Origin of the sequence: Kitasatospora cathayae, from assembly GCF_027627435.1 — a bacterium.
GTDB classification, from domain to species: Bacteria; Actinomycetota; Actinomycetes; order Streptomycetales; family Streptomycetaceae; genus Kitasatospora; species Kitasatospora cathayae.
In genome coordinates, this window is record NZ_CP115450.1 from 4026841 (window position 1) to 4049463 (window position 22623).

22 protein-coding genes are annotated in these 22623 nt (G+C 73.0%); 5 read left to right on the forward strand and 17 right to left on the reverse strand.

What is annotated here, in order from left to right; translation table 11 throughout:
* Window positions 1–3: 3 nt before the first annotated feature.
* Entirely contained in the window at window positions 4–435 is a 432-nt protein-coding gene (gene arfB / locus O1G21_RS17760) for an alternative ribosome rescue aminoacyl-tRNA hydrolase ArfB (RefSeq protein ID WP_270144998.1), read from the reverse strand.
* A 305-nt stretch (window positions 436–740) separates the two neighbouring features.
* Here arfB and O1G21_RS17765 point away from each other — a divergent pair, with 305 nt between their 5' ends.
* Window positions 741–1238: a hypothetical protein gene (locus tag O1G21_RS17765; RefSeq protein WP_405000663.1), complete on the forward strand. Its 498-nt coding sequence runs from the start codon at window positions 741–743 to the stop codon at window positions 1236–1238.
* A gap of 145 nt (window positions 1239–1383) precedes the next feature.
* On the forward strand, window positions 1384–1959 hold the full coding sequence (locus tag O1G21_RS17770) for a TerD family protein (RefSeq protein WP_270145002.1): 576 nt from the start codon (window positions 1384–1386) through the stop codon (window positions 1957–1959).
* Window positions 1960–2041: 82 nt separating this feature from the next.
* Here O1G21_RS17770 and O1G21_RS17775 read toward each other — a convergent pair whose 3' ends face one another.
* From O1G21_RS17775 to O1G21_RS17805, 7 genes are all read right to left on the reverse strand, one after another.
* Window positions 2042–3211 (reverse strand): hypothetical protein, encoded by a 1170-nt coding sequence (locus O1G21_RS17775; protein WP_270145004.1) that lies wholly within the window; start codon window positions 3209–3211, stop codon window positions 2042–2044.
* Window positions 3212–3386: 175 nt separating this feature from the next.
* A complete protein-coding gene (locus tag O1G21_RS17780; RefSeq protein ID WP_270145007.1) occupies window positions 3387–3875 on the reverse strand; it encodes a DUF3180 domain-containing protein in 489 nt (162 codons plus the stop codon).
* A gap of 188 nt (window positions 3876–4063) precedes the next feature.
* On the reverse strand, window positions 4064–4663 hold the full coding sequence (gene folK, locus O1G21_RS17785; RefSeq protein ID WP_270145008.1) for a 2-amino-4-hydroxy-6-hydroxymethyldihydropteridine diphosphokinase: 600 nt from the start codon (window positions 4661–4663) through the stop codon (window positions 4064–4066).
* Window positions 4664–4706: 43 nt separating this feature from the next.
* Complete coding sequence (gene folB, locus O1G21_RS17790; RefSeq protein ID WP_218204599.1) at window positions 4707–5066, reverse strand: dihydroneopterin aldolase; 360 nt, start codon at window positions 5064–5066, stop codon at window positions 4707–4709.
* A gap of 248 nt (window positions 5067–5314) precedes the next feature.
* Window positions 5315–5794 (reverse strand): nuclear transport factor 2 family protein, encoded by a 480-nt coding sequence (locus O1G21_RS17795; protein WP_270145010.1) that lies wholly within the window; start codon window positions 5792–5794, stop codon window positions 5315–5317.
* Window positions 5795–5822: 28 nt separating this feature from the next.
* Window positions 5823–6695 carry a dihydropteroate synthase gene (folP, locus tag O1G21_RS17800; RefSeq protein WP_270145012.1) on the reverse strand — a complete coding sequence of 291 codons (873 nt, stop codon included), beginning with the start codon at window positions 6693–6695 and terminating at the stop codon, window positions 5823–5825.
* A 68-nt stretch (window positions 6696–6763) separates the two neighbouring features.
* Window positions 6764–8605 carry a phosphatidylglycerol lysyltransferase domain-containing protein gene (locus O1G21_RS17805; RefSeq protein ID WP_270145014.1) on the reverse strand — a complete coding sequence of 614 codons (1842 nt, stop codon included), beginning with the start codon at window positions 8603–8605 and terminating at the stop codon, window positions 6764–6766.
* A gap of 378 nt (window positions 8606–8983) precedes the next feature.
* Here O1G21_RS17805 and O1G21_RS17810 point away from each other — a divergent pair, with 378 nt between their 5' ends.
* Together O1G21_RS17810 and O1G21_RS17815 are read left to right on the forward strand one after the other, a co-directional pair.
* A complete protein-coding gene (locus O1G21_RS17810; protein ID WP_270145016.1) occupies window positions 8984–10138 on the forward strand; it encodes an alpha/beta hydrolase in 1155 nt (384 codons plus the stop codon).
* Window positions 10139–10252: 114 nt separating this feature from the next.
* On the forward strand, window positions 10253–11041 hold the full coding sequence (locus O1G21_RS17815; protein ID WP_270145018.1) for a ferritin-like domain-containing protein: 789 nt from the start codon (window positions 10253–10255) through the stop codon (window positions 11039–11041).
* A gap of 26 nt (window positions 11042–11067) precedes the next feature.
* On the opposite strand, the gene folE is transcribed toward O1G21_RS17815, so the two are convergent.
* The 6 genes from folE to dacB form a co-directional block, all read right to left on the reverse strand.
* A complete protein-coding gene (gene folE, locus O1G21_RS17820) occupies window positions 11068–11673 on the reverse strand; it encodes a GTP cyclohydrolase I FolE (protein WP_218204572.1) in 606 nt (201 codons plus the stop codon).
* A gap of 119 nt (window positions 11674–11792) precedes the next feature.
* Complete coding sequence (gene ftsH / locus O1G21_RS17825) at window positions 11793–13844, reverse strand: ATP-dependent zinc metalloprotease FtsH (protein ID WP_270145021.1); 2052 nt, start codon at window positions 13842–13844, stop codon at window positions 11793–11795.
* Between the two features lie 225 nt (window positions 13845–14069).
* Entirely contained in the window at window positions 14070–14624 is a 555-nt protein-coding gene (gene hpt / locus O1G21_RS17830; RefSeq protein WP_045692298.1) for a hypoxanthine phosphoribosyltransferase, read from the reverse strand.
* Window positions 14625–14695: 71 nt separating this feature from the next.
* Window positions 14696–15823 carry a tRNA lysidine(34) synthetase TilS gene (gene tilS, locus O1G21_RS17835; RefSeq protein ID WP_270145023.1) on the reverse strand — a complete coding sequence of 376 codons (1128 nt, stop codon included), beginning with the start codon at window positions 15821–15823 and terminating at the stop codon, window positions 14696–14698.
* Window positions 15824–16147: 324 nt separating this feature from the next.
* Window positions 16148–17332 (reverse strand): zinc-dependent metalloprotease, encoded by a 1185-nt coding sequence (locus O1G21_RS17840; protein ID WP_270145024.1) that lies wholly within the window; start codon window positions 17330–17332, stop codon window positions 16148–16150.
* Window positions 17333–18007: 675 nt separating this feature from the next.
* A complete protein-coding gene (dacB, locus tag O1G21_RS17845) occupies window positions 18008–19576 on the reverse strand; it encodes a D-alanyl-D-alanine carboxypeptidase/D-alanyl-D-alanine endopeptidase (protein WP_270145025.1) in 1569 nt (522 codons plus the stop codon).
* A 142-nt stretch (window positions 19577–19718) separates the two neighbouring features.
* Between dacB and O1G21_RS17850 the strand changes: the two genes are divergently transcribed.
* Entirely contained in the window at window positions 19719–20210 is a 492-nt protein-coding gene (locus O1G21_RS17850; RefSeq protein WP_030059594.1) for an inorganic diphosphatase, read from the forward strand.
* A 123-nt stretch (window positions 20211–20333) separates the two neighbouring features.
* Here the strand turns inward: O1G21_RS17850 and O1G21_RS17855 are convergent, their stop codons facing one another.
* The 3 genes from O1G21_RS17855 to O1G21_RS17865 all read right to left on the reverse strand — a co-directional run bounded on the left by O1G21_RS17855 (window position 20334) and on the right by O1G21_RS17865 (window position 22312).
* Window positions 20334–20543: a dodecin gene (locus O1G21_RS17855; RefSeq protein ID WP_030288965.1), complete on the reverse strand. Its 210-nt coding sequence runs from the start codon at window positions 20541–20543 to the stop codon at window positions 20334–20336.
* Window positions 20544–20641: 98 nt separating this feature from the next.
* Window positions 20642–21601, reverse strand: a complete 960-nt coding sequence (locus O1G21_RS17860) for an asparaginase (RefSeq protein ID WP_270145027.1) — start codon at window positions 21599–21601, stop codon at window positions 20642–20644.
* Between the two features lie 72 nt (window positions 21602–21673).
* Complete coding sequence (locus O1G21_RS17865; protein ID WP_270145029.1) at window positions 21674–22312, reverse strand: RsiG family protein; 639 nt, start codon at window positions 22310–22312, stop codon at window positions 21674–21676.
* Window positions 22313–22623 lie beyond the last annotated feature (311 nt).

The following is a 22623-nucleotide window of genomic DNA, read 5'->3' on the forward strand; positions in this document are numbered from 1 at the left end:
CGGCTACTCGCCGCGCGGCGCCCGCCGCCCCTGCTTGAGCTCGGAGCGGTGCCGCTTGTTGTCCAGCCGCCGCTGGACCATCCCCCGGCTCGGCCGGGTCGCCCGCCGGGCCTTCGGCGGCGGGGCGCACGCCTCGCTCAGCACCGCCGCCAGCCGGGCCGCGGCCGCCTCCCGGTTGCGCCACTGGGAGCGGTACTCCGAGGCCTGTACCACCAGCACCCGGCCGTCCACCAGCCGGTGCGCCAGCCGCTCCAGGGCACGCGTGCGCCACACCTCGGGCAGCGCCTTCGAGGCGGCCACGTCGAAGCGCAGCTCGGCCTTGGAGTCGGAGGTGTTGACGTGCTGGCCGCCGGGGCCGGAGGAACGCGAGAAGCGCCAGAGGAGCTCGGCGTCGGGGACGACCACCGACCCCCGTACGCGGATGGGCTCGGACATGCGCCCATCATCCCGCGCGGGCCCCGCCCGGTCACCCGGTTATCCGTTACTCGCCCGCTCGCCTCCAGGGCGCTCATGACCCGGCGCCGACGGTCGGCACTCCCTCGCTCCTGCGTCACTCCCTCGCTTCTCCCTTTCGGCACCGGCGCACCCCTTCGGCTCGGGGCGGGGACTCGCCCGCTCGCCTCCAGGGCACTCAGGACCCGGCGCCGACGGTCGGCACTCCCTCGCTTCTCCCTTTCGGCACCGGCGCGCCCTTCCAGCCCCCCGCCCCCGGTTACCCGCGCGCGCCCCGAGCCCCGACAATGGCGTACGTGATCGAGCTCGGCTACTCCCTCTCCAACCGCTTCCCCGACCCCCCGCAGACCGACTACCGCACCGCCCCCGTGCGCTCGCTGCGGTACGACCTGTTCTGCGGCGACGTCTACCTGGACGCCGAGGGCACCGAACTCTCCACCCGCTGGGGCTGGGTGCCGGTGCTGGACTTCGCGTGGGCGCTGTGCGACATCGTCGAGCAGCTCGACCGCGACCCGGACGGCTCCCGGGCCGCCCGGGTGCAGACCGCCGACCTCGACTTCACCCAGAACACCGAACTGCTGCGCTTCGCCCGCCGCTTCAACTGGGTCGAGATCACCGCGACCTGGCTGCGGGACGAGCCGCCCGCCGTGGTCCGGCACAGCGAGCTGCGGCGCGAGGCCCGGGACTTCCTCCAGGACACCCTGGCCGACCTGTTCGACATGCACCCCGACCTGGCCGACAACCCGAACATCTGGACCCTGCAGGGCCGGTTCCCCCGGGTCTGACCCCCGGAACCGGCCGGCCTGACCACTGCATTGCCCTTCCTTTGCCCGGGTTTGACACCCTGTGAAGAATTCACGGGATCCACGGAACCAAGCCGCCCGAGTACCGCGTTGTCCCGGGAAAGCGAACGAAGGGACTGCAATCGCCATGCCAGTGAGCCTCTCCAAGGGTGGCAACGTCTCACTGACCAAGGAGGCCCCGGGCCTGTCCGCGGTCACCATCGGCCTGGGCTGGGACGTCCGCACCACGACCGGCGCCGAATTCGACCTCGACGCCAGCGCGATCGTCCTGAACGCGGACGGCAAGGTGCTGTCCAACGCGCACTTCGTGTTCTTCAACAACACCAGCACGCCGGACAACACCGTCGTGCACACCGGTGACAACCGCACCGGTGAGGGCGCGGGCGACGACGAGTCGATCAACGTCAACCTGGCCGGCCTGCCCGCCGAGGCCGCCAAGATCACCTTCCCGGTCACCATCTACGACGGCGTCGCCCGCGGCCAGAACTTCGGCCAGGTCCGCAACGCCCACATCCGCGTGGTGAACGCGGCCGGCGGCGCCGAGATCGCCCGCTACGACCTCTCCGAGGACGCCGCCACCGAGACCGCGATGATCTTCGGTGAGCTCTACCGCAACAACGGCGAGTGGAAGTTCCGCGCGGTCGGCCAGGGCTACGCCTCCGGCCTGGCGGGCATCGCCCAGGACTTCGGCGTCCAGATCTGACCCGACGCAGCCGGAAAACGCCGCGGCGCGGGAAGTCGGTCCGTCCGACTTCCCGCGCCGCGGCGTTCGCAGCTCAGGAGGCTCAGCGCGAGGCCCGCAGCTCCGGCAGCTCGATCAGCTCGGTCTCGTCCTCGGGCGTCAGGTCCACCACGGTCGGCCCGTCCTGCTCCGCGTCCTCGGAGCGGACCGGCTGCTCCTGCTGCGCGGGCCGCGCCTCCGACGCGCCCTCGCGAGCCTCCTGGACCTCCTGGGCCTCGGCCTTCGCCTTCGCGGCGACCGCCTCGTCGCCCACCACGTCCGCCAGGTCCGCGCGCTCCCCCAGCTCGGCGACGCTGCCCACCGCCGGCGCCGGAGCGGCCGCCCGGACCGCCGCACCCGTGCCGCGCCCGAAGAAGCTGAAGCCCTGTCCGCGCACCTGCCCGGACTGCGCCGGCCTCGGCCGCTGCCGCTCCGCCGGGGCCGGCGCGGCGGCCGGCGCGACCATGGCCCCGCCGAGCTGACCGACCGTCGCGGTGAGCGCCGGGCGCAGCGGCGTGGGCCGCACCGGCGTCCGGCCCGCCGGCGCAGGCGCCGGCGTGGGCACCGAGGGCGCCACCGGGGCCGGCACGGCCACCGGCTTGGGCGCGACAGCAGCCGACGCGGCAGGCGCGGCCGGGACAGCCGGCGCCCGCAGTGCGACCTCCGCGCCCGCCGTGCGCTCCCGCTGCGCCTCCCGCTCGGCGGCCCGTCGCTCCAGCAGCCGCAGCACGGACGCGGCGCGGACGAACGCGGCCGGGCTGGCCGGGTACTTGGGACGGCTCGCGGCGAGCGCCCGCTGGGCCGCCTCGGCCTCCTTCAGCGCCTGCTCGGCCACCGCGACGGCCCGCTCCCGCAGCAGCCGGGCGATCTCGGTCTCGGCCTTGGCCAGCCGCGACTTCTCCGCCGTCAGCCGGCGCCCGAACCGGGTGGCCCGCTCCTCGGCGACCTCCGCCGCGTACTCGGCCTCGGCCAGCTGCTCCTCGAACCGCTCCTCGGCCCGCATCCGCTGCGCGGCGGACACCTCGGCGGCCGCCCGGGCCGCCTTGTCCCGCTGGCGCAGCAGCACCGCGAAGCCGAGCGTGGCGATCAGTGCGGCGATGCCCACCGAGCGCACCAGGATGGTGTCCTGACTGAAAAGCAGAGCGGCCAGTGCGGCGACCAGCAGTACGCCGGCGGCGGTGGGGGGAAAGACCCGGCCGAGGACGGAGGAATGACGGTGGCGTCCGCGAGACATGCCAAGAAACTAGCGTGCGAATTGGGGGCGTGTCAGCCCAGGGTCCCCTTCCGCCCTTGACAGTGCGCAGTTTTTACCGCACGTGCCCGGCTTTTCACTCAAGATCACGAAAAGAGCCCTGCTCAGCGATGTCCCACCGGATCCGGGGGCGATCCGGGGGGCGATCGGGGGCCCGTCAGTGGTGCGAGGCCGCCGGACCGCTCGGATCGTCGTGGTTCTCCGGCAGCTTGCACACGTGCTGCACCCAGAGCGCCGCCGCGATCACCGCGGCCCCCGCCAGCACCGCGAGCCCCGCGGTGACCGCCTGGTCCTTGCGGGCCGACACGTCCAGCTCGCCGAGCAGGTAGATCCCGGCCCCGGCGTAGATGCCGGTGACCACCGAGGAGACCAGCGCACTGGCCTGCCCGAGCACCACCGCCCGGGCCGCCAGCAGCGGGTCGACCCGCTTCGCGCCGGGCTGCCGCTCGCGCACCGCCTTCAGCCGGGACCGCAGCGAGAGCGCGGTCGCCAGCAGGATCACCGCCACCGCGGCCAGCACCACCGGCGCCGCGGCGGGCACGGCCGGCAGCGTGTCCAGGGAGGCCCAGAGCTTGGAGCCGGCCCAGGACAGCGCCGTCGTCGCGGCGGTGATGCCGATCAGCAGGCGGAGGCGAAGCAGCTTCACGCGGAGGAGGTCCTTCCCGAAGTACCAGAGCCGGCCGGCCGCCCGGTGGCCCGGTCCGGCGGCATCAGGCCACCGTACCGGGACCGGACGGGCGGACATCTACTCGTACGGCCGGGCCCCCTGGCCGAGTTCCCCGACCGACCGGCCGGCCCGGCAGTGGTGCCGGCCGGCCCGGCGCCACTGCGGCCCTACTCCGGCAGCGTCAGCCGGATGTCGTCGCGCCGCTTCACGCCCTGCGCGTCCGGGCCGCCGAGCGCCGCCAGCAGCGCGGCGACCTGCCCGTGCCCGGGCACCTCCGCCTCGGGCTGGGCGTCCAGCCAGGGGGCGAGCACGAAGGCCCGCTCGTGCGAGCGCGGGTGCGGCAGCAGCAGCTGCGGGTCCTCGCTGACCACGCCCTCGTAGGCCAGGATGTCGACGTCCAGGGTGCGCGCACCCCAGCGGACCTCCCGGACCCGCCCGAAGGCGTCCTCGATCGCGTTGCCGCGCTCCAGCAGGTCCCGCGGCGGCAGCGAGGTGCGCAGCACCACGACCGCGTTGTAGTAGTTGGGCTGGTCCTCCGGGCCGCCGACGGCCTCGGTCTCGTAGACCGCGGAGACGGCCTTGATCTTCAGCCCGGGGGTGTCGGCGAGCGCGTCGACGGCACCCTGCAGGGTGTCCAGCCGGTTGCCCAGGTTGCTGCCGAGCGCGATCACCGCGCAGCGCTGGCTGTGCAGCGTGGTGTCGGCGGAGTCCACCCGGCTCTCCAGGTCGAACGCGTTCGGCTCGGCGATCGGGTCACTGCTGTTCATCGAAGAAGTCCCTCTGCATCGGAAACCAGGCGCGCGGTGGGGGTCATGCGCGGCCCCGGTGGATGGTCACGGTCACGTCATCGAACGGCACGGTGATCGGGGCGTCCGGCTTGTGCACGGTCACCTCGACCTCCTCGACCGCGTCGTGCTTCAGGCACTGGTCGGCGATCCGCTGCGCCAGGGTCTCGATCAGGTCGACCGGTTCCCCGGCGATGATCGCGGTGACCTCCTCGGCCACGATGCCGTAGTGCGCCGTGCGGGTGAGGTCGTCTCCGGACGCGGCGGGGCGGGTGTCCAGGTACAGCACGAGATCGACCACGAAGGTCTGGCCCTCGATGCGCTCGCGCTCGAAGACGCCGTGGTGGCCCCGGGCTCGCAGCCCCCGCAGGGTGACGCGGTCCAGCAAACGAATCACTGCTCCCAGTCGGACGGGCCCCGCCCGGAGAAGGGCATGGAACGGGCGGGGCGAAGGCGGGCAGCACGCCCGCCACTCCGTTTCGAATCTACCCGCGAGCGCGGACAACGCCTGACCGTCCTACCCGGCACGAACCGTCGCCACGCGCACCGGAATGGCGATTGACGTGAACGTTCGGTGACCACTCGGAAATTCCCCGGCAACCGCCCTGCGGAGATTTTCCGCAGCCCCCGGAATCAGTCCTCGTCGTCCTCGTCACCGCTGGTCAGAACGGGTGAACCGTGGTGCGACCAGAGCTTCCACCCGGCCGTGGTACGACGGAACAGATTGCTCGACACGACCTTTCCGCCGACCAGCGGACCGAGTTCCCCCTCCTCCTCCGCCTCGCCACCGGAGAGGATGTTCTCGGTGCACGTGACAAGGGCCACATCACCGTGGACCTCGGCCTCGACATCGGTCAGGAAGAACTGGATGTACTCCGTGTTCATCATGATCAGCATGTACGAGCGGGTCACCTGCGCCCGCCCGCGCAGCACCGGCCAGCCGGGGTGCACGCAGACCACGCCGCCCTTGTCGTCGGCGTGCTCGGGCCCCAGCCAGGCCTCCTCGACCGCCTCGACGTCCCCCCGCTCGAGCGCCTCGTAGAACGCCCGGTTCGCCGCGAGCACCGCCTCCAGGTCCACCTCCCGGGCCCTTCCGGCCGTCCCGCCGCTCAACCTGCCGTCACCTGTCACAGACCCTCCCTCACCCCAGCCGCGCCGCGCGCTGCCAGGCCGCGACCACGCGGACGGCGTCCGCCGTACCGGACACGTCGTGCACCCGTACCGCCCAGGCTCCGGCCTGGGCCGACAGCACCGAGACCGCGGCGGTCGCGTCGTCCCGCTCGCGGGCCGGGCGCAGCTCCCCGGTTTCCGGGTCGGCGAGCAGCGTACCCAGGAACCGCTTGCGCGAAGCCGCGACGAGGACGGGACGGCCGAGCGCGGTGAGCGCGTCCAGCCGGCCGAGCAGCGCCCAGTTGTGCTCGGCGGTCTTGGCGAAGCCGAGCCCCGGGTCGAGGATCAGCTGGTCCTCCTTGACCCCGGCGGCCAGCAGCGCCTCCATCCGCGCGGTCAGCTCGGCGACCACGTCCCGTACGACGTCGTCGTAGACGGCCAGCCGGTCCATGTCGGCGGACTGCCCGCGCCAGTGCATGACCACGAAGGGCGCGCCGGTCCCGGCGACCACCCGGGCCATCGCCGGGTCGGCGAGGCCGCCGGAGACGTCGTTGACGATCGCGGCGCCCGCCTCGACGGCCCGTTCGGCGACCGAGGCCCGCATGGTGTCGACGGACACCACCACCCCGGCGGCGGCCAGCTCGCGGACCACCGGCAGCACCCGGCGCAGTTCCTCCTCCTCGGGCACCCGCTGGGTCCCCGGCCGGGTGGACTCGCCGCCGACGTCCACCAGGTCCGCACCGCGGGCCCGCAGGGCCAGCCCGTGCGCGATCGCCCTGGCCGGGTCGAACCACAGCCCGCCGTCCGAGAAGGAGTCGGGCGTGACGTTGACCACGCCCATCACGGCGCAGCGGTCGAGCCGCGGCAGACCGGCCGGCAGGGAGAAGGACGGCGTATCGCTCATGTCCCCATTATCGAACGGGGCCCCCGCCGAGGATTCTCGGCGGGGGCCCCGGACGGGTTCGAGCTGCCTCAGGCGGCCTCGCCGACCTCGCGGGTCGACGGGACCGGCATCAGGCCCTCGCGCTGGCGCTTGCGACCGAAGCGCGGCATGCCGAGGGTGATGAAGGCCTCCGCCTGCATCGCGGCGAAGCCGATCCGGGGCAGGTCCCGGGTGCTCGGGAAGACCAGGAAGCGCGGCTCCCACTCGGGCTGGAACTTGGCGTTGAACTTGTACAGCGACTCGATCTGGAACCAGCGCGACAGGAACACCAGCAGTCCGCGCCAGGCGCGCAGCACCGGGCCGGCGCCGATCCGCTCGCCGCGGGCCAGTGCCGAGCGGAACATCGCGAAGTTGAGCGACACCCGGCGGATGCCCAGGGCGCCCACCTCCTGCAGGGCGGCGACGATCAGCAGCTCGTTCAGGCCCGGGTCGGCGGCGCGGTCGCGGCGCATCAGCTCCAGCGAGATGCCGTCCGGCCCCCAGGGCACGAAGTGCAGCACGGCCTTCAGGTCGTCGCCGCTCTCGCCCTCCTCCGGGGCCTTGTGGGCGGTGACCACCACGCAGTCGTCGTCCAGCGGGTCGCCGAAGCGGCCCAGGGCCATCGAGAAGCCGCGCTCGGTGTCGGTGCCGCGCCAGCGGGCGGCGGCGTCGGCGATCCGGTACTTCTCCTCGGCGCTGAGCTCGGAGACCCGGCGGACCTTGCAGGAGTAGCCGTTGCGCTCGATCCGCTTGACCATCTGGCGGACGTTGCGCATGGCCCGGCCGGCGAGCGAGAAGGTGCTGGTGTCGACGATCGCCTCGTCGCCCAGCTCCAGCGCGTCCAGTCCCGCCTCGCGGGTCCAGACCTCGCCGCCGACCTCGCTGCAGCCCATCACGGCCGGCACCCAGGCGTGCTCACGGGCCTCGGCCATGAACACCTTGATCGCGCCGGGCCAGGCCTCGACGTCACCGACCGGGTCGCCGGAGGCGAGCATCACGCCGGAGACCACCCGGTAGGAGATCGCAGCCTTGCCGGTGGGCGAGAACAGCACGCTCTTGTCGCGGCGCAGCGCGAAGTAGCCGAGCGAGTCGCGCTCGCCGTGCCGCTTGAGCAGCTCGCGGACCTTCTCCTCGTCCTCGGCGGTGAGCTCCGGCTTCGGCTTGCCCGGGCGCAGCGCCAGGTAGGCGGTGGTGAAGGCGGTCAGCAGACCGAGGCCGCCGAGCAGGTAGGCGACCAGGTCGGACATCCGCTCGTTGGTGTAGCGGACCGGGCCCTCGAAGCCGAACAGTCCGTACCCGACGTGCTGCAGCCGCTCCAGCAGGGCCGGGTGACCGACCTCGTACCTGGTGCGGGTGCTCACGATCAGCAGGCCGAGCAGCACGCTGAGGGTGCCCATGACGACCAGGTTGACCACCGCGCCCCAGCGGGTGCGCGGGTCGGCCTTGGCGTAGAACTCGCGCTGGTGCACCAGCATCACGGCGAGGACCACCAGGGAGACGACCGCCGGGCCGACCTGGTGCCAGCGCACGATGTGCAGCGCGGCGCTCACCGGCAGCAGCACGCAGACCGCCCGCCAGGCCCGCCGCTTGCGACGGCGCAGCGCGTGCGCCAGCGGCACCAGCAGGATGCCGACCATCAGCGTGCCGACCGCGGCCAGGCTGGTGGTGCCGCCCGGCAGCTGCCCGGCGAAGGTGTGCATCTTGGTGTGCCGGAGCTTGGGGAACACCGCGCTGGCGATGTCCAGCAGCCCGATCAGCAGGCAGGCGTAGCCGACCGCACCGGGGAGCCAGGCCCTCGGGACGGCGGCCGCCTGGTTGCGCAGCGTCTGCAGACCGCGCCGACGGCGCGGCGGCTGCTCGGGGCTCGGCTCAACGGACACGGGAACGCTCATGGAAGCTCAGCGTAGAGGCTGCGGTGCGGTGTCCGTTCACTCCGGGGGAGCACGTGTGATGGACCTTCATGCGTATTCCTTCATCAGGCAATGCGCATACCAAGGACCCGGAAACGGACGGTAATCCGGGGCCGTGGGCGCGCTGCGGGTTGAGCCGTGGTGGGAGCCGTGGGCCCGCCGCCGCGTGGCGGGGCGGGACCCTCCGGTACGCGTTACGTACGGTGGACGCCGCATTCTAGGGCGCCGGTTGCCCCCTGCCATCCCCCGCCCTCCCGAGCCGGCCCGGGCGCCCGGACGGCCTAGCTGCGGTGGCCTGGCCTGACGGTCCGCCAGACGATGAAGCCTGCCCCGACAGCGTCCCACCGGAAGGCCGACGGCATGGAACTGACCAGCGAAGCGCTGGTGAACTCGCTGCTCGCACTCGGGGCCGCGGCCCTCGTCACCACCCTGTGGATCTGGCCCCGGCTGGCCAGGCAACGTCCGCTCGCGGTGCTCGGCCGGATCGGCCTGCTGACAGTCGTTCAAGTCTCGATCCTCGCGGTGCTGGCGCTGTCGGTGAACAACTCCTTCGGGTTCTACACCTCCTGGGACGACCTGCTCAACCCCGGTGGCGCGAAACTCGCGCTGACCAGCAACGAGAACCACAAGGGCGGTACACCGGTCTCCGACCAACTGGTCCAGCCGACCAACGAGGGCGGCCTGGAGAGCGTCTCCAACCTGCCCAAGGGCGCGCCGGAGGAGGTCGGGAAGATCGAGTCGGTCCGGGTCAACGGCAAGGAGACCGGTTTCTCCGACCAGATGTTCGTCTACCTGCCGCCCGAGTACTTCGACCCGAAGTTCGCCCTGGTCCGCTTCCCCGTCCTGCTGGTCCTGGCCGGCTACCCGGGCACCGCGCTGAACCTGCTCAAGGAGCTGCCCGTGGTGCAGACCGCGGTCGAGCTGCAGCACTCCGGCAAGATGCCGCCCACCGTCCTGGTCCTGGCCCGCCCCGCGGTGGCCCCGGCCCGGGACACCGAGTGCGTGGACGTCCCCGGCGGGCCGCGCACCGAGACCTGGTTCGTCAAGGACGTGCCCGAGGCGCTGCACAGCGCGTACCGGCTCGGCCGCTCGGCCGGCTCCTGGGGCCTGCTCGGCTACTCCACCGGCGGCAGCTGCTCGATGCGGCTGTCGATGCGCTTCCCGAACGTCTACGGCAGCGCCGCCGGCCTGCACGGCGACTTCGCGGTGCGCCAGGACCAGTACACCGGCGGTGACCTCTTCAACGGCGACAAGGCGCTGGCGCAGCAGTACGACCTGGGCTGGCGGCTGCAGAACCTCCCGGCCCCGCAGCTCAACCTGCTGGTGGTCTCCACCCGCAAGGAGTCGGACTACCCGCAGACCGCCCAGTTCGTCGACCAGGCCACCCAGGTCGCGGCGGCCAATCCGCAGTTCAAGGTGGAGTCGCTCTACCTGGACGACGGCGGGCACAACTTCGACAGCTGGACCAAGGAGCTGCCCGCCTCGCTCGAGTGGCTGGGTTCCCACCTGGGGTAGCGAGCGGGTGATTACCCGCCGGTCGGCCCGTCCGGCCGGCGGTTCGGGGGGACGTATCGCGACCGCCGCCCGACCCTCCGGCGGGCGCCGCCCCGGATCCGCGCAGGAGGCGCCGTGCTGAGCACCAGATCGCTCTTCAACGAGATCTACCGGAACGACCAGGCGTACCAGCTGTTCTGCAGCATCGCGGCCGGCGGCGAGGACCAGGGCGGCTGGGAGAACGAGCGGATCACCGCCCTCACCCGGGATCCGGTGCTCGCCCCGAAGATCGCCCGGCACGGCGCGGACGAGCGCAAGCACGGCCGGATCTTCACCCAGCTGCTGAACAAGCGCGGCCTGCCCAAGGTGCCCGTCCCGGACGAGGCCGACTACTGCATGCTGCTGGAGCGCCAGGGCGTCGGCCTCTCCCACGAGCGGCTGAGGAGCGACGCCCCGCTGACCGACCGGGAGATCATCACCTACCTGGCGCACAGCCGGGTCACCGAGCAGCGCGCCGCCGAGCAGATGCGCCAGCTGGTCAGGGTGTACGGGGACAACCCGGAGCTCTGCCGGGCGATGCGGATGATCTCCGCCGACGAGGACGACCACCTCGCGTACTGCCACGAGGAGCTGCTGCGGCTGACCGCCGAGGGCCACGGCCCGTACATCCGGCACGCCCTGGAGGCCAGCGCCCGCGGCGAGATCCGCACCCACCGGGACGTCGGGCTGGCGGTCTCCGCCCGGATGGCGCGGATCCTGCGCTGGCCGCGCTGGCAGCTGGCCGTGATCAACCTCGGGGTGCACGCGCTGTACCTGTACGACCTGGCCTTCGGCTGGCGCCGGATGGTCTCGCTGCGGATGCCGGAGCGCCGCAACGCACTGGGCACCCCGGCTCCGCCGCACGCGGAGCACGAAGTGCCCTGAGTCGTGGCCGCTACCTACCGGTGCCGCTACCTACCGATGATGAGGCTCATCGCCTCGGCCCGGGTGGCCGGGTCGCGCAGCTGGCCGCGCACGCAGGAGGTGATGGTCTTGGCGCCGGGCTTGCGGATGCCGCGCATCGACATGCACATGTGCTCGCACTCGACCACGACGATCGCCCCGCGCGGCTCCAGGATCCGCATCAGCGCGTCGGCCACCTGGCTGGTCAGCCGTTCCTGCACCTGCGGGCGGCGGGCGTAGACGTCGACCAGCCGGGCGAGCTTGGACAGCCCGGTGATCTTGCCGCTGGTGGACGGGATGTACCCGACGTGCGCCACGCCGCGGAACGGCACCAGGTGGTGTTCGCAGACCGAGGTCAGCTCGATGTCCTTGACCAGCACCATCTCGTCGTGGCCGAGGTCGAAGGTGGTGGTCAGGACGTCCTCGGGCTCCTGCCACAGGCCCGCGAATATCTCCTTGTAGGCCCGCGCGACCCGGGCCGGGGTCTCCAGCAGGCCCTCGCGGTCAGGGTCCTCCCCGACGGCGAGCAGCAGCTCGCGGATGGCGTTCTCGGCCCGCTTCTGGTCGAAGATCCCGACGGCGGGCGGACCGTCGAGCGTCACCGGGTCGATCATGCGGGCCTCGCTTACGTGTGGGAAGACTCTGGCTGAACAGCACGGATGCCGCGCCTCCAGGGTACAAACCCTGGAAACGCGGCATCCATTCCGCAGTGGGTTCCCCCGCGGGGGCCCGGTCAGCCCTCGACCGGCGGCTCGGTGGCCGGCAGCGGCGGGAGCTTCACGACGTCGACCGGAGCGGTGTCGGTGGCGACGGCGCCGTTGGTGAGCGCCAGTTCCTTCGGCGACTGCACCGGCGGCCGGGTGGACGGCGTGCGGCGGGCGGAGCCCGTCCAGGCCGGCCGGGCCGGGCGCTTGACGACCGGGGCGAAGATCTCGGCGATCTGCTCCTTGTTCAGGGTCTCCTTCTCCAGGAGCTCCAGGACCAGGTTGTCGAGCACGTCGCGGTTCTCGACCAGGATCTCCCAGGCCTCGTTGTGCGCGCTCTCGATGAGCTTCTTGACCTCTTCGTCGACCAGCCCGGCGACCTCTTCCGAGTAGTCGCGCTGGTGACCCATCTCACGGCCCAGGAACGGCTCCGAGTTGTCGGTGCCGAACTTGATCGCGCCCAGGCGCTCGGTCATGCCGTACTGGGTGACCATGGCCCGCGCCGTGGCGGTGGCCTTCTCGATGTCGTTCGAGGCACCGGTGGTCGGGTCGTGGAAGACCAGCTCCTCCGCCGCGCGCCCGCCCAGCATGTAGGCCAGCTGGTCGAGCATCTCGTTGCGCGTGGTGGAGTACTTGTCCTCGTCCGGCAGCACCATGGTGTAGCCGAGGGCCCGGCCGCGGGACAAGATGGTGATCTTGTGCACCGGGTCGCTGTACTGGCAGGCCGCCGCGACCAGGGCGTGACCGCCCTCGTGGTACGCGGTGATCTTCTTCTCCTTGTCGGACATGATCCGCGTGCGCTTCTGCGGACCGGCCACGACGCGGTCGATCGCCTCGTCCAGGATGCCGTTGTCGATCAGCTTCTTGTCCGAGCGGGCGGTCAGCAGCGCGGCCTCGTTGAGCACGTTCGACAGGTCGGCGCCGGTGAAGCCGGGGGTGCGCTTGGCGACGGCCGACATGTCGACGTCGGGCGCGATCGGCTTGCCCTTCTGGTGCACCTTGAGGATGTCCAGACGGCCCTGGAGGTCGGGGCGCTCCACCGCGATCTGGCGGTCGAAGCGGCCCGGGCGCAGCAGCGCCGGGTCCAGGATGTCGGGCCGGTTGGTCGCGGCGATCAGGATCACGCCGCCCTTGACGTCGAAGCCGTCCATCTCGACCAGCAGCTGGTTGAGGGTCTGCTCGCGCTCGTCGTGGCCACCGCCGAGACCCGCACCGCGGTGCCGGCCGACGGCGTCGATCTCGTCGACGAAGACGATCGCCGGGGCGTTCGCCTTGGCCTGCTCGAACAGGTCGCGGACGCGGCTGGCGCCGACACCGACGAACATCTCGACGAAGTCCGAACCGGAGATGGAGTAGAACGGCACCCCGGCCTCGCCCGCGACGGCACGCGCCAGCAGGGTCTTGCCGGTACCGGGCGGGCCGTAGAGCAGCACGCCCTTGGGGATCTTGGCGCCGACGGCCTGGAACTTGGCCGGCTCCTGCAGGAACTCCTTGATCTCGTGGAGCTCCTCGACCGCCTCGTCCGCGCCGGCCACGTCGGCGAAGGTGGTCTTCGGGGTGTCCTTGGTGAGCAGCTTGGCCTTGGACTTGCCGAACTGCATGACGCGCGAGCCGCCGCCCTGCATCTGGTTCATCAGGAACAGGAAGACCAGGACGATGATCACGATCGGCAGCATCGACAGCAGCAGGCTGACGAAGGTGCTCTGCTTCTCGGGGCTGACGGTGTAGCCCTCGGTGAGGGAGCTGCTCCTGTCGTTCATCTGCGACTGCAGCTTGTCGGCGATCGCGACGCCCTGGTCACCGATGTACGAGGCCTGGAACTTGCTGCCGGACGGGGCCTTGCCCGTGCCGGCGGGGGACAGCGTGGCGCCGTCCTTCAGTTGGATCTTGATCGTGTTCGAGTCACCAGTGGTGATCTGCGCCGACTTGACGTTGTGCGCGTCGATCGCCGCGACGACCTGACCGGTGTCCACCGTCTTGTAGCCGTTCGAGTCCGAAACGACCTGCATCAGTACGATGACGGCGAGGACGGCCAGCACGATCCACATGATCGGCGCACGGAAGTATCGCTTGACGTCCATCCATGCGGGGCGTTGCCGCCCCGTCCCTCCTGCCACTCAACGGCGCCGTGGGGCTGTGGGCCGCGGCGCATCCGGTCGGTGCTCATGTGAAGAGCGGTTTATTGGACCGTACCGCAGTCGGACCCACCGATGGCGGGAGCACGGCGACACGGCTGTGGTTCTTTGTCCCCCGGTCCAACGGGCGGGAACGACCTACTGTTCCCGCCCATAGCCCGAACGGGACCCTCAGCCGCCGTAGACGTGCGGGGCGAGGGTGCCGATGAAGGGCAGGTTACGCAGCTTCTCCGCGTAGTCCAGGCCGTAGCCGACCACGAACTCGTTCGGGATGTCGAACCCGACGTACTTCACGTCGATCTCGACCTTGGCCGCGTCCGGCTTGCGGAGCAGCGTGCAGACCTCGAGCGAGGCCGGACCGCGCGAACCCAGGTTGCCCAGCAGCCAGGACAGCGTCAGACCGGAGTCGATGATGTCCTCGACGATCAGGACGTCCCGGCCGGCGATGTCGGTGTCCAGGTCCTTGAGGATGCGCACCACACCGGAGGACTTGGTGCCCATGCCGTACGAGGAGACGGCCATCCAGTCCATGGTGACCTGCGAGTGCAGGGCCCGGGCGAGGTCGGCCATGACCATCACGGCCCCCTTGAGGACGCCGACGATCAGCAGGTCCTTGCCTGCGTAGTCCCGGTCGATGCGCTCGGCCAGCTCCTGGAGCTTGGCGTCGATCTCGTCCTTGCTGATGAGCACCTTCGCGAGGTCAGCGCCCATGTCGTTCTGGTCCACCGGGGATACGTCCTCAAACGTTCGGGGTCTGTGTGGCCGGCGGCCTGCTCCCCCGGGACATGCCTCGCCCCTCAGTCGCCCTGCCGCCGAAAGACCAGCGTGCCACACCTGCGGGTGGCCTCGACGCCCCCGGGTAGGTGCAGCGGCCCCTGGCCGCGCCATCCGGTGACCAGCAGGTCCACCGCCTCCAGGTGCCGCGCGAACAGGTCCCCGGCCGGACAGCCCGCGCGCAGCGCGGCCCGGCGCAGCACCCGGCGCCGTACGGCGGGCGGCAGTTCGGCCAGTTTCACGGCGTCCAGGGCGCCCTCGCCCGTACGGAGGTCGCGTTCGGCCAGGGAGGCCCACTGGTCGAGGGCGTCGGCGTCGTCGCGGAACAGCCGGGCGGTACGGGCCAGCGCCTCCACCACGCCACCGCCCAGGTGCTTCTCCAGCACCGGCAGCACCTCGTGGCGGACCCGGGAGCGGGTGTAGGCGGGATCACAGTTGTGCGGGTCGTCCCAGACCGGGATCGCCTGGGCGGAGCAGGCCTGCCGGGTGGCCGCCCGGTCCAGCTCCAGCAGCGGGCGGCGGTAGCGCCCCTTCTGGGCCGGCATCCCGGCCAGCGAACGGGAGCCGGAGCCGCGGGCCAGGCCCAGCAGCACGGTCTCGGCCTGGTCGTCCCGGGTGTGGCCGAGCAGCACGGCGATCGCGCCGTGGCGCTCGGCGGCCTCGTCCAGGGCGGCGTAGCGGGCGTCCCGGGCGGCGGCCTCCGGGCCGCCGGAGCGGCCGACCCGCACCGGGACCACCTCGACCGGGTCCAGGCCCAGCGAGCGCAGCCGCTCGGCCACCTGGGCGGCGCGGTCGGCGGAACCGGGCTGCAGGCCGTGGTCGACGGTGACGGCGCCGACCCGCAGGCCGATCTTGGGGGCCTCGAAGGCGGCGGCGATGGCCAGCGCCATCGAGTCCGCGCCGCCGCTGACGGCGACCAGGACCAGCGGCGAGCCGGGGGCGGCCGGGGTGCGGGGCAGCCCGGAGGGGTGGCGGGCGGCGTTGCCGATCAGGGTGGTGCCGACGGCGGCACCCACCAGCGGCGCCCCGGCGGGGCGCTCGCGGGGCTCGCGCACGGGCGCGGTGAAGGTGGTACCGGCCTCGGCGGCGAGGTCGGTGAGCGTGCGGCGAACGGCCAGGCGTATCGCGGCGACGGCGGGGTGAGGGCCCACGGCGGACGACTCCTCGAGGGAGGGGGACAGGACTGCGGCGGGCGGCCGGGACCGCGCACTGCATGAGCGCCGCGTTACCGGGCGCTCACAGATGGTGGCAGAAAGTGGCGACCCGCTACGCCACCCGCGCCACCGGTACGACCACCGTCCCACGTTCGGGTGAATGGAGAAACGTATCTTCACCCACCATCTGCCCGATTGGACCACTCGTACGAGCGGGTTTGACCGCCACCGACCGGCAGCGGTCCCGCCACGCGCCGGAACCGCCCGCCCGGCGCCGCCCGCCCGGCGCCGTCCAACGGCCCCGGCAGGCCCCGGCGCCGCTCAGCGGCCGACCCGGGCGAGCCAGGCGGCCGGGTCGTGGATCTCGTCCTTGGTCGGCAGGGTGTTCGGGGACGTCCACACCCGGTTGAAGCCCTCCATGCCGAGCTGCTCCACCACGGCCCGCACGAACACCGCGCCGTCCTGGTACTGGCGCAGCTTGGCGTCCATGCCGAGCAGCCGGCGCAGCACCAGGTCGAGCCGGTTCGCCCCGCGATCACGGCGCTGCTGGAACTTCTCCCGGATCTCCGCGACCGTCGGCACCACGGCCGGGCCGACACCGTCCATCACCACGTCCGCGTGGCCCTCCAGCAGCGACATCACCGCCGTCAGCCGGCCGAGGATCTCGCGCTGCGCGGGCGACTGGACGATCTCCAGCAGGTTCCCCGCGGAAACGCCCTCCCGGCGCTCCCGGCTGCCCGCCCCCGGCAGCCCGGCCCCCAGCGAACCCGCCGCGTCGCGCAGCCGGTCCAGCAGCGCGCCCGGGTCGACGTCCGTCTCGGCCAGGAAGGACTGCACCTCGGACTGGATGTGGTCGCGCAGCCACGGCACCGCGGTGAACTGCGTCCGGTGCGTCTCCTCGTGCAGGCAGACCCAGAGCCGGAAGTCCGACGGGTCGACGTCCAGCTCGCGCTCGACGTGCACGATGTTCGGCGCCACCAGCAGCAGCCGGCCCGGGCCCGGCCCCTCCGGGCCCAGCCGCGGCTTCTCGAACAGCGCCGCCGGACTGTCCGGCGCCTCCAGCGACGGCTCGGCCGGGGCGAAGGTCTCGTACTGGCCCAGCACCTTGGTCGCCAGGAACGCCAGCAGCGCCCCGACCTCGATCCCGGTCGCCTTCTCCCCCACCGCACCGAACACGCCCGCGGCCGCGCTGTTCGCCCGCCGTGCCTGCAGCTTCTCCACCAGCGGCTGGACGACCGTCCGGAAGCCCGCCACGTTCGCCCGCACCCACCCCGGACGGTCCACCACCAGCACCGGCGTGGAGGTGGCCGCGGTCAGACTGCTCGACCGCATCCCGGTGAACGCCCGCACGTGCTCCTCGGCCTCCAGCGCGTGCCGGCGCAGCTCGGCGACCACCGCCGCCGCCTCCGCCCGGCTCACCTCCGGCCCCGGCCGCACCAGCCTGGTCGCGGTTGCGACCGCGAGATTCCAGTCGACCATGTCAGCCCCGCCACTCGCGCTCGTCATGCCCTCACCGTACGTGCTCCCCACCACCAACGGCAGCCACCCACCACCAACACCCTGCCCGCCCCCGAACCCCCTCGAACCCACCACCGACACCTCCCTCGGAGCGGCGGTCGAGGACCCGACGGGCACCACCGGCACGGGCCCGAAACCCCGGGCCCCGCCCGGCCGAACCGGCCGACGACAGCGAACGCCAGAGGCACGACCAGCACCGCCCGGCCCCTCCTCTCCCACCACCCCGGTCGCCCCTTGGCGGCCGGGCGGCTACAGCCGACGAGGGTCGGCAAGGGCCGCGCAGCACGGCAGTTGCCGACGCCGTGGCGGCCGGAACACCGGGTGGGCCGCAGGCCGCGCCGGGGCGGAGACCTTCCGACGGCGCGAACGGTTCGGCGCTCCAGCGGCTCGCTCCCCCACCCGTCCGCGGGCACGGGCCTGGCATCACAGGCGTCGGGCCGGAACGGCGATTGAGGCCATCGCCCGGCCGCAGCGGAGTCGACCGGGTGGCTGCCACCCCCTCACGTCCCTGCCGCACGCCCCCACGGCGGCGGCAGGGGCGGGAGGCTCCGCACCGCGGGCGAGAACGTCGAGAAGAGGCGACAAGGAGTCACCCACGGCGCCGGGGCGGGGCGTTGCCGACGTCGCCGCCGTCGGGGCGCGACGGCGGCGGGCCGGGGTGGGTCAGTGGCAGCCGCAGGAGGCGAGGTGGGCCGCGATGCGGTCCATGGCGGCGCGGGTGGTGTCGGCCGGGGTGGTGGAGGGGGTGCGGGACATCACGGCGAAGGTGAGGAGGCGGCCGTCGGCGTCGACGACGGTGCCGGCGAGGGTGTTGACGCCGCTGAGGCTGCCGGTCTTGGCGCGGATCAGGCCGGCCGCGTCGGCGGCGCCGGAACCGGAGCCGTAGCGCTTGTTGAGGGTGCCGGTGAAGCCCGCTATCGGCAGGCCGGTGAGGACCGGGCGCAGGGCGGGGTGCTGGTCGGAGGCGGCCAGGGCGAGGAGCCGGACCAGGACGGCGGGCGGGATCTGGTTGCCCAAGTGCAGGCCGCTGCCGTCGTTGAGGACCACCCCGGTCATCGGCACGCCGAGCTTGGTGAGCTCCTGGGTGACGGCGGTCGCCGCGCCCTCGAAGCTGACCGGCTGGTGCGCGGCGAGGGCGACCTGACGGGCGATCGCCTCGGCGATCTGGTTGTCGGAGGTGGTCAGCAGGCGCTCGATCAGCCGGGCGACCGTCGGTGAGTCGACCTTGCCGAGGACGGGGGCGTCGGCGGCGGCCGGGGCGGCGGCCGGCCCGGCCTTGCCGTCGACGGTGATGCCCTGGGCGGCGAGCAGCCGGGCGAAGGCCGTGGCGGCCGTGGCGGCCGGGTCGGCGAACCGGTCCGGGGCCTCCTCGCGGCTCCTGGGGTCGATCTTGGCCTCGTCCACCATCAGCGGGACGACCGGGGCGATGTTCTGGTTGTCGGGGTTCGTCCTGTGCAGCGGGTTGCCGGAGTACAGCGACAGGTCGTAGTCCAGCTTGACCGTGCTGGTACCGGCCGCCTTGAGCGCGGCCGCGGTCTGCTGGGCGAGCGCCTCCAGCGAGGCGGGGGCGGTGTCGGCGTCGGCGGGCTGGCCGCCGATCTGCACCTGGTCGATGGGCAGCGCGGTGAGCGTCGGGTCCCCGCCGCCGACCAGGGTGATGGTGCCCGGGGTCGCGCCGCGGACCACCCGGGTGGTGAGCCGGGTGTCGCCGGGTATAAGGGACAAAGCCGCGATCGAGGTGGCCAGCTTGGTGGTGGAGGCCGGGGTGGCCGGGGTGTTCTCCCCGGAGCCGTACAGGAGTTGGCCACCGGCGGCGTCCGCGACGGCGATGGTCACGGCGCCCAGGTTCTTGTCGGAGAGATAGGGGGCGAGCGCCTGCTGGAGGCCCTGCGCGGTGGGGACGGCGACTTCCGGGCCGCTCTCGGCGGCGGCCAGCACGGCGTCCGTCGCGGGCCCCGGGGGCGCGGCCGGCGAACCGGTGCCGCCGGGCGTGGCGGCGGGCTGCTCGGCCCGCCGGCCGGGCCCGCCGGGGCTCTGGCTCGGACCGGGCTTGCCCTTGCCGTGGTCATCCTTGCGGCCGTCCCGGCCTTCCCGACCCCCCTGGTCGCCCTGGTCGCCCTGGTCACCCTGCGCCTTGGCGTCCTCGCCCTGCCCCGCGCTGTGTCCCCCCGGAGTGGAGGACGGCTGCGCGTACGCACCGCCCGCTCCCAGCACCGTTCCGACGACCAGCACGGCCGCTCCGAACAGTCCGGCGGCCGTCCCCCTGCGACGGCGCGCCGCCCCTCCCCCTGCTCCCACCGACCGGCCCCTTTCCCGAGCACTCACTCCCGTAGGAGACACTTGGATTCTGTCAGTCCCTACCTTGGAGGAACCGTTGGAGTTCGACGTCCTTATCGAAATCCCGAAGGGCTCTCGTAACAAGTACGAGGTCGACCACGAGACCGGCCGTCTGCGGCTCGACCGGATGCTCTTCACCTCGACCCGCTACCCGGCCGACTACGGCTACGTCGAGGGCACGCTCGGCGAGGACGGCGACCCGCTGGACGCCCTGGTCATCCTGGACGAGCCGACCTTCCCGGGCTGCCTCATCAAGTGCCGCGCCATCGGCATGTTCCACATGACCGACGAGGCCGGCGGCGACGACAAGCTGCTGTGCGTCCCGGCGACCGACCCGCGCTGGGAGCACCTGCGCGACATCCACCACGTGTCGGAGTTCGACCGCCTGGAGATCCAGCACTTCTTCGAGGTCTACAAGGACCTGGAGCCGGGCAAGTCGGTCGAGGGCGCCAACTGGGTCGGCCGCGCCGAGGCCGAGGCCGAGGTCACCGCTTCGATCAAGCGCCTCGCGGAGCAGGGCGGCCACTGAGCCGTCGTTCCGATCTCGTTCGTTCCTCGTCCGTTCGGGGCAGCTCGGGGTAGGTCGGGACAGCCTGGGGCCGGGGCCGCGGATTCTTCCGCGGCCCCGGCCCCTGTCGTTCCCGGGAGGCGCTCAGTCCTCCAGCCGGAAGCCGACCTTGATGCACACCTGGTAGTGCTTGATCCGGCCGTCCTCCAGGTGGCCCCGGACCTGCGAGACCTCGAACCAGTCGAGGTTGCGCAGCGTCCGGGAGGCCCGTTCCACCCCGTTGCGGATCGCGGCGTCGACGCTCTCGGTCGAGGACCCGACGATCTCGGTCACCCGGTACACGTGGTCGGTCATGGCGGACTCCCTCAGCTGTGCGACGGCCCCCGGTCCACCGTGCACCGCGCCGGGGCCGCCCGCACTCCGACGGCGTCCGCGGGAGCCGCACGGAGTCGCTAGAAGGCCGCCCGGACCTCGCCGACCGGGGCGCCGCCGCCGAGCAGCGGGGCCGCGCCGATCCGCTCGACGGTGTCGTCCGCGCCGGTCACGCCGAGCCGGCGCAGCGCGGCCGCCAGCACCGGGCCACGGGCCCGCTCCGCGCCGTCGTCGATCTTGAAGGCGAGCGCCCGCCCGTCCGGCAGCGCGACCACCTGGACGGCCTCGGCGCCCATCTTGGACAGCGCGCCCGGGACGGCCCGCATCAGCCAGGTGTCGGCCCGGCGGGTGCCGGCCACGTACTCGGGGTGGGCGCGCATGGCGTCGGCCACCCGGCGCTGCGTGGTGCCCTCGGCGGCCAGCACCAGGCTGCGGTAGCCGCGGGCCAGGCCGGTCAGGGTGACGGCCAGCAGCGGGGCGCCGCAGCCGTCCACGCCGGTGTGCACGGGGGTCTCGCCGGTGCCCTCCGCGAGGGCCTCGCGGGCCAGCTCCTGGATCGGGTGCGCCGGGTCGAGGTAGCTCCCGGTGTCCCAGCCGTTGGCGACGCAGGCGGCCAGCCAGCCGGCGTGCTTGCCGGAGCAGTCCATCAGGATCGGGGCGCGCCGCCCGCCGGCGCCGAGCAGCAGCTCCGCCTCGGTCTCGTCCAGCGGCAGGTCGGCCGGGGTGCGCAGGGCCGATTCGTCGAGGCCGGCGGAGCCCAGGATGGTCCGGACGCCGTCGAGGTGAAACGATTCAGCGGAGTGGCTGGAGGCCGCCAGCGCCAGCAGCTCGCCCTCGATCGCCAGCCCGGCCCGCAGCGTGGCCACCGCCTGGAACGGCTTGGCCGTCGAGCGTGGGAAGACCGGCGCGTCGGGGTCACCGAGCGCGAACTCCACCGAGCCGTCGGCGGCGAGCAGGACCAGGGAACCGTGGTGGCGGCCCTCGGTGAAGCCCGAGCGTATGACCTCGGCGAGCACGGGCGGGTGGGCGGACTGGGACATCGGGGAGCCTTCCGGGGGCAAGGGTGGGCCGGGGGGAAGCCGGACCCAACCCGCCCCCGACGACTCACCCGGTCAGAGCGGCCTCTCCGAGAGCAGGTCGTCGACCCGTGCTTCCCCATCACGGTACCTGCGGGTGATCTCGGCATTGCAACCGTCGGCCGTCCGCAACAGTCGCTGGCGCCGTCCGGACACCTCGCGCTCGTGCGCGCGCAGCCGCTCCAGGGCGGCCAGCAGCTCCTCGGCCGGGTGCGCGGCGAGGTCGGCGAGCTGGACGTCGCCCATCAGCGCGTCCGCCTCCAGCTGGGACTCCTGGGTGCGCGGCGGGCCGAGGGTGACGTGCCGGGCCGAGCGCCGCACGGTGGAGGGCGCGTCGGTCAGGATGGCCGGCAGCCGGTCCAGCAGGTCACCGCCGGGCTCCCCGCCGGCCGCCGGGGCGCTGTGGCCGCCTGCCCGGGCCGGGTGGGCGGGGCCGCCGCCGGGGCGCCGGTCGAGCTCGGCGCGCAGGATGTCCATCCGCCCGTGCAGCAGCCGCCGCAGGTAGGACAGGTCGGCCTCCTGCTCCAGGGTCTCCCGGCGCAGGATCCGCAGCTGGTCCAGGCCCAGCCGCTCCAGGTCGGGCTCACCGTCCGGGCCCGCCGCCCGGGAGGGGGCCCCGGGGGCCTGCGCCACCTGCCCGGATCGGTTCCACGCCGCGCCGCTCGCGTCCATCATCCAGCCCACCTGCCGTCGTCCGATCCCGCCCGCTCGCGGCACCCCGTCCCTGCCGCCGGTCCGGCCCGTCCCCCGACGGGCCCGCGCGTCCCGTCCGTTGGCACGCCCGGGGCCCCCGAAGGGTTCCGTTCCCCGGCCGGGACCACCCACCGGGGCGACCCCGACAGAACGCCTGACCTACCGGCTCGACCGCCCGGCCGAACCCCGGCCCGGTGCGGCGGACCTTCAGGCGCGCCGGGCCCTTCGTACGGTCCCCCAGCGTGCCACCCCACCCGGCGCGCGCGCACCGCCGGTGCACCCGAACGGCCCCC

Excerpts from the sequence above, each read along its gene's own strand:
- arfB (WP_270144998.1), bottom strand. The coding sequence starts at position 435 with ATGTCCGAGCCCATCCGCGTACGGGGGTCGGTGGTCGTCCCCGACGCC.
- O1G21_RS17765 (WP_405000663.1), top strand. The coding sequence starts at position 741 with ATGGCGTACGTGATCGAGCTCGGCTACTCCCTCTCCAACCGCTTCCCC.
- O1G21_RS17770 (WP_270145002.1), top strand. The coding sequence starts at position 1,384 with ATGCCAGTGAGCCTCTCCAAGGGTGGCAACGTCTCACTGACCAAGGAG.
- O1G21_RS17775 (WP_270145004.1), bottom strand. The coding sequence starts at position 3,211 with ATGTCTCGCGGACGCCACCGTCATTCCTCCGTCCTCGGCCGGGTCTTT.
- folK (WP_270145008.1), bottom strand. The coding sequence starts at position 4,663 with ATGAACAGCAGTGACCCGATCGCCGAGCCGAACGCGTTCGACCTGGAG.
- folP (WP_270145012.1), bottom strand. The coding sequence starts at position 6,695 with ATGAGCGATACGCCGTCCTTCTCCCTGCCGGCCGGTCTGCCGCGGCTC.
- O1G21_RS17805 (WP_270145014.1), bottom strand. The coding sequence starts at position 8,605 with ATGAGCGTTCCCGTGTCCGTTGAGCCGAGCCCCGAGCAGCCGCCGCGC.
- O1G21_RS17810 (WP_270145016.1), top strand. The coding sequence starts at position 8,984 with ATGGAACTGACCAGCGAAGCGCTGGTGAACTCGCTGCTCGCACTCGGG.
- folE (WP_218204572.1), bottom strand. The coding sequence starts at position 11,673 with ATGATCGACCCGGTGACGCTCGACGGTCCGCCCGCCGTCGGGATCTTC.
- ftsH (WP_270145021.1), bottom strand. The coding sequence starts at position 13,844 with ATGGACGTCAAGCGATACTTCCGTGCGCCGATCATGTGGATCGTGCTG.
- O1G21_RS17840 (WP_270145024.1), bottom strand. The coding sequence starts at position 17,332 with ATGACGAGCGCGAGTGGCGGGGCTGACATGGTCGACTGGAATCTCGCG.
- O1G21_RS17855 (WP_030288965.1), bottom strand. The coding sequence starts at position 20,543 with ATGACCGACCACGTGTACCGGGTGACCGAGATCGTCGGGTCCTCGACC.
- O1G21_RS17860 (WP_270145027.1), bottom strand. The coding sequence starts at position 21,601 with ATGTCCCAGTCCGCCCACCCGCCCGTGCTCGCCGAGGTCATACGCTCG.
- O1G21_RS17865 (WP_270145029.1), bottom strand. The coding sequence starts at position 22,312 with ATGATGGACGCGAGCGGCGCGGCGTGGAACCGATCCGGGCAGGTGGCG.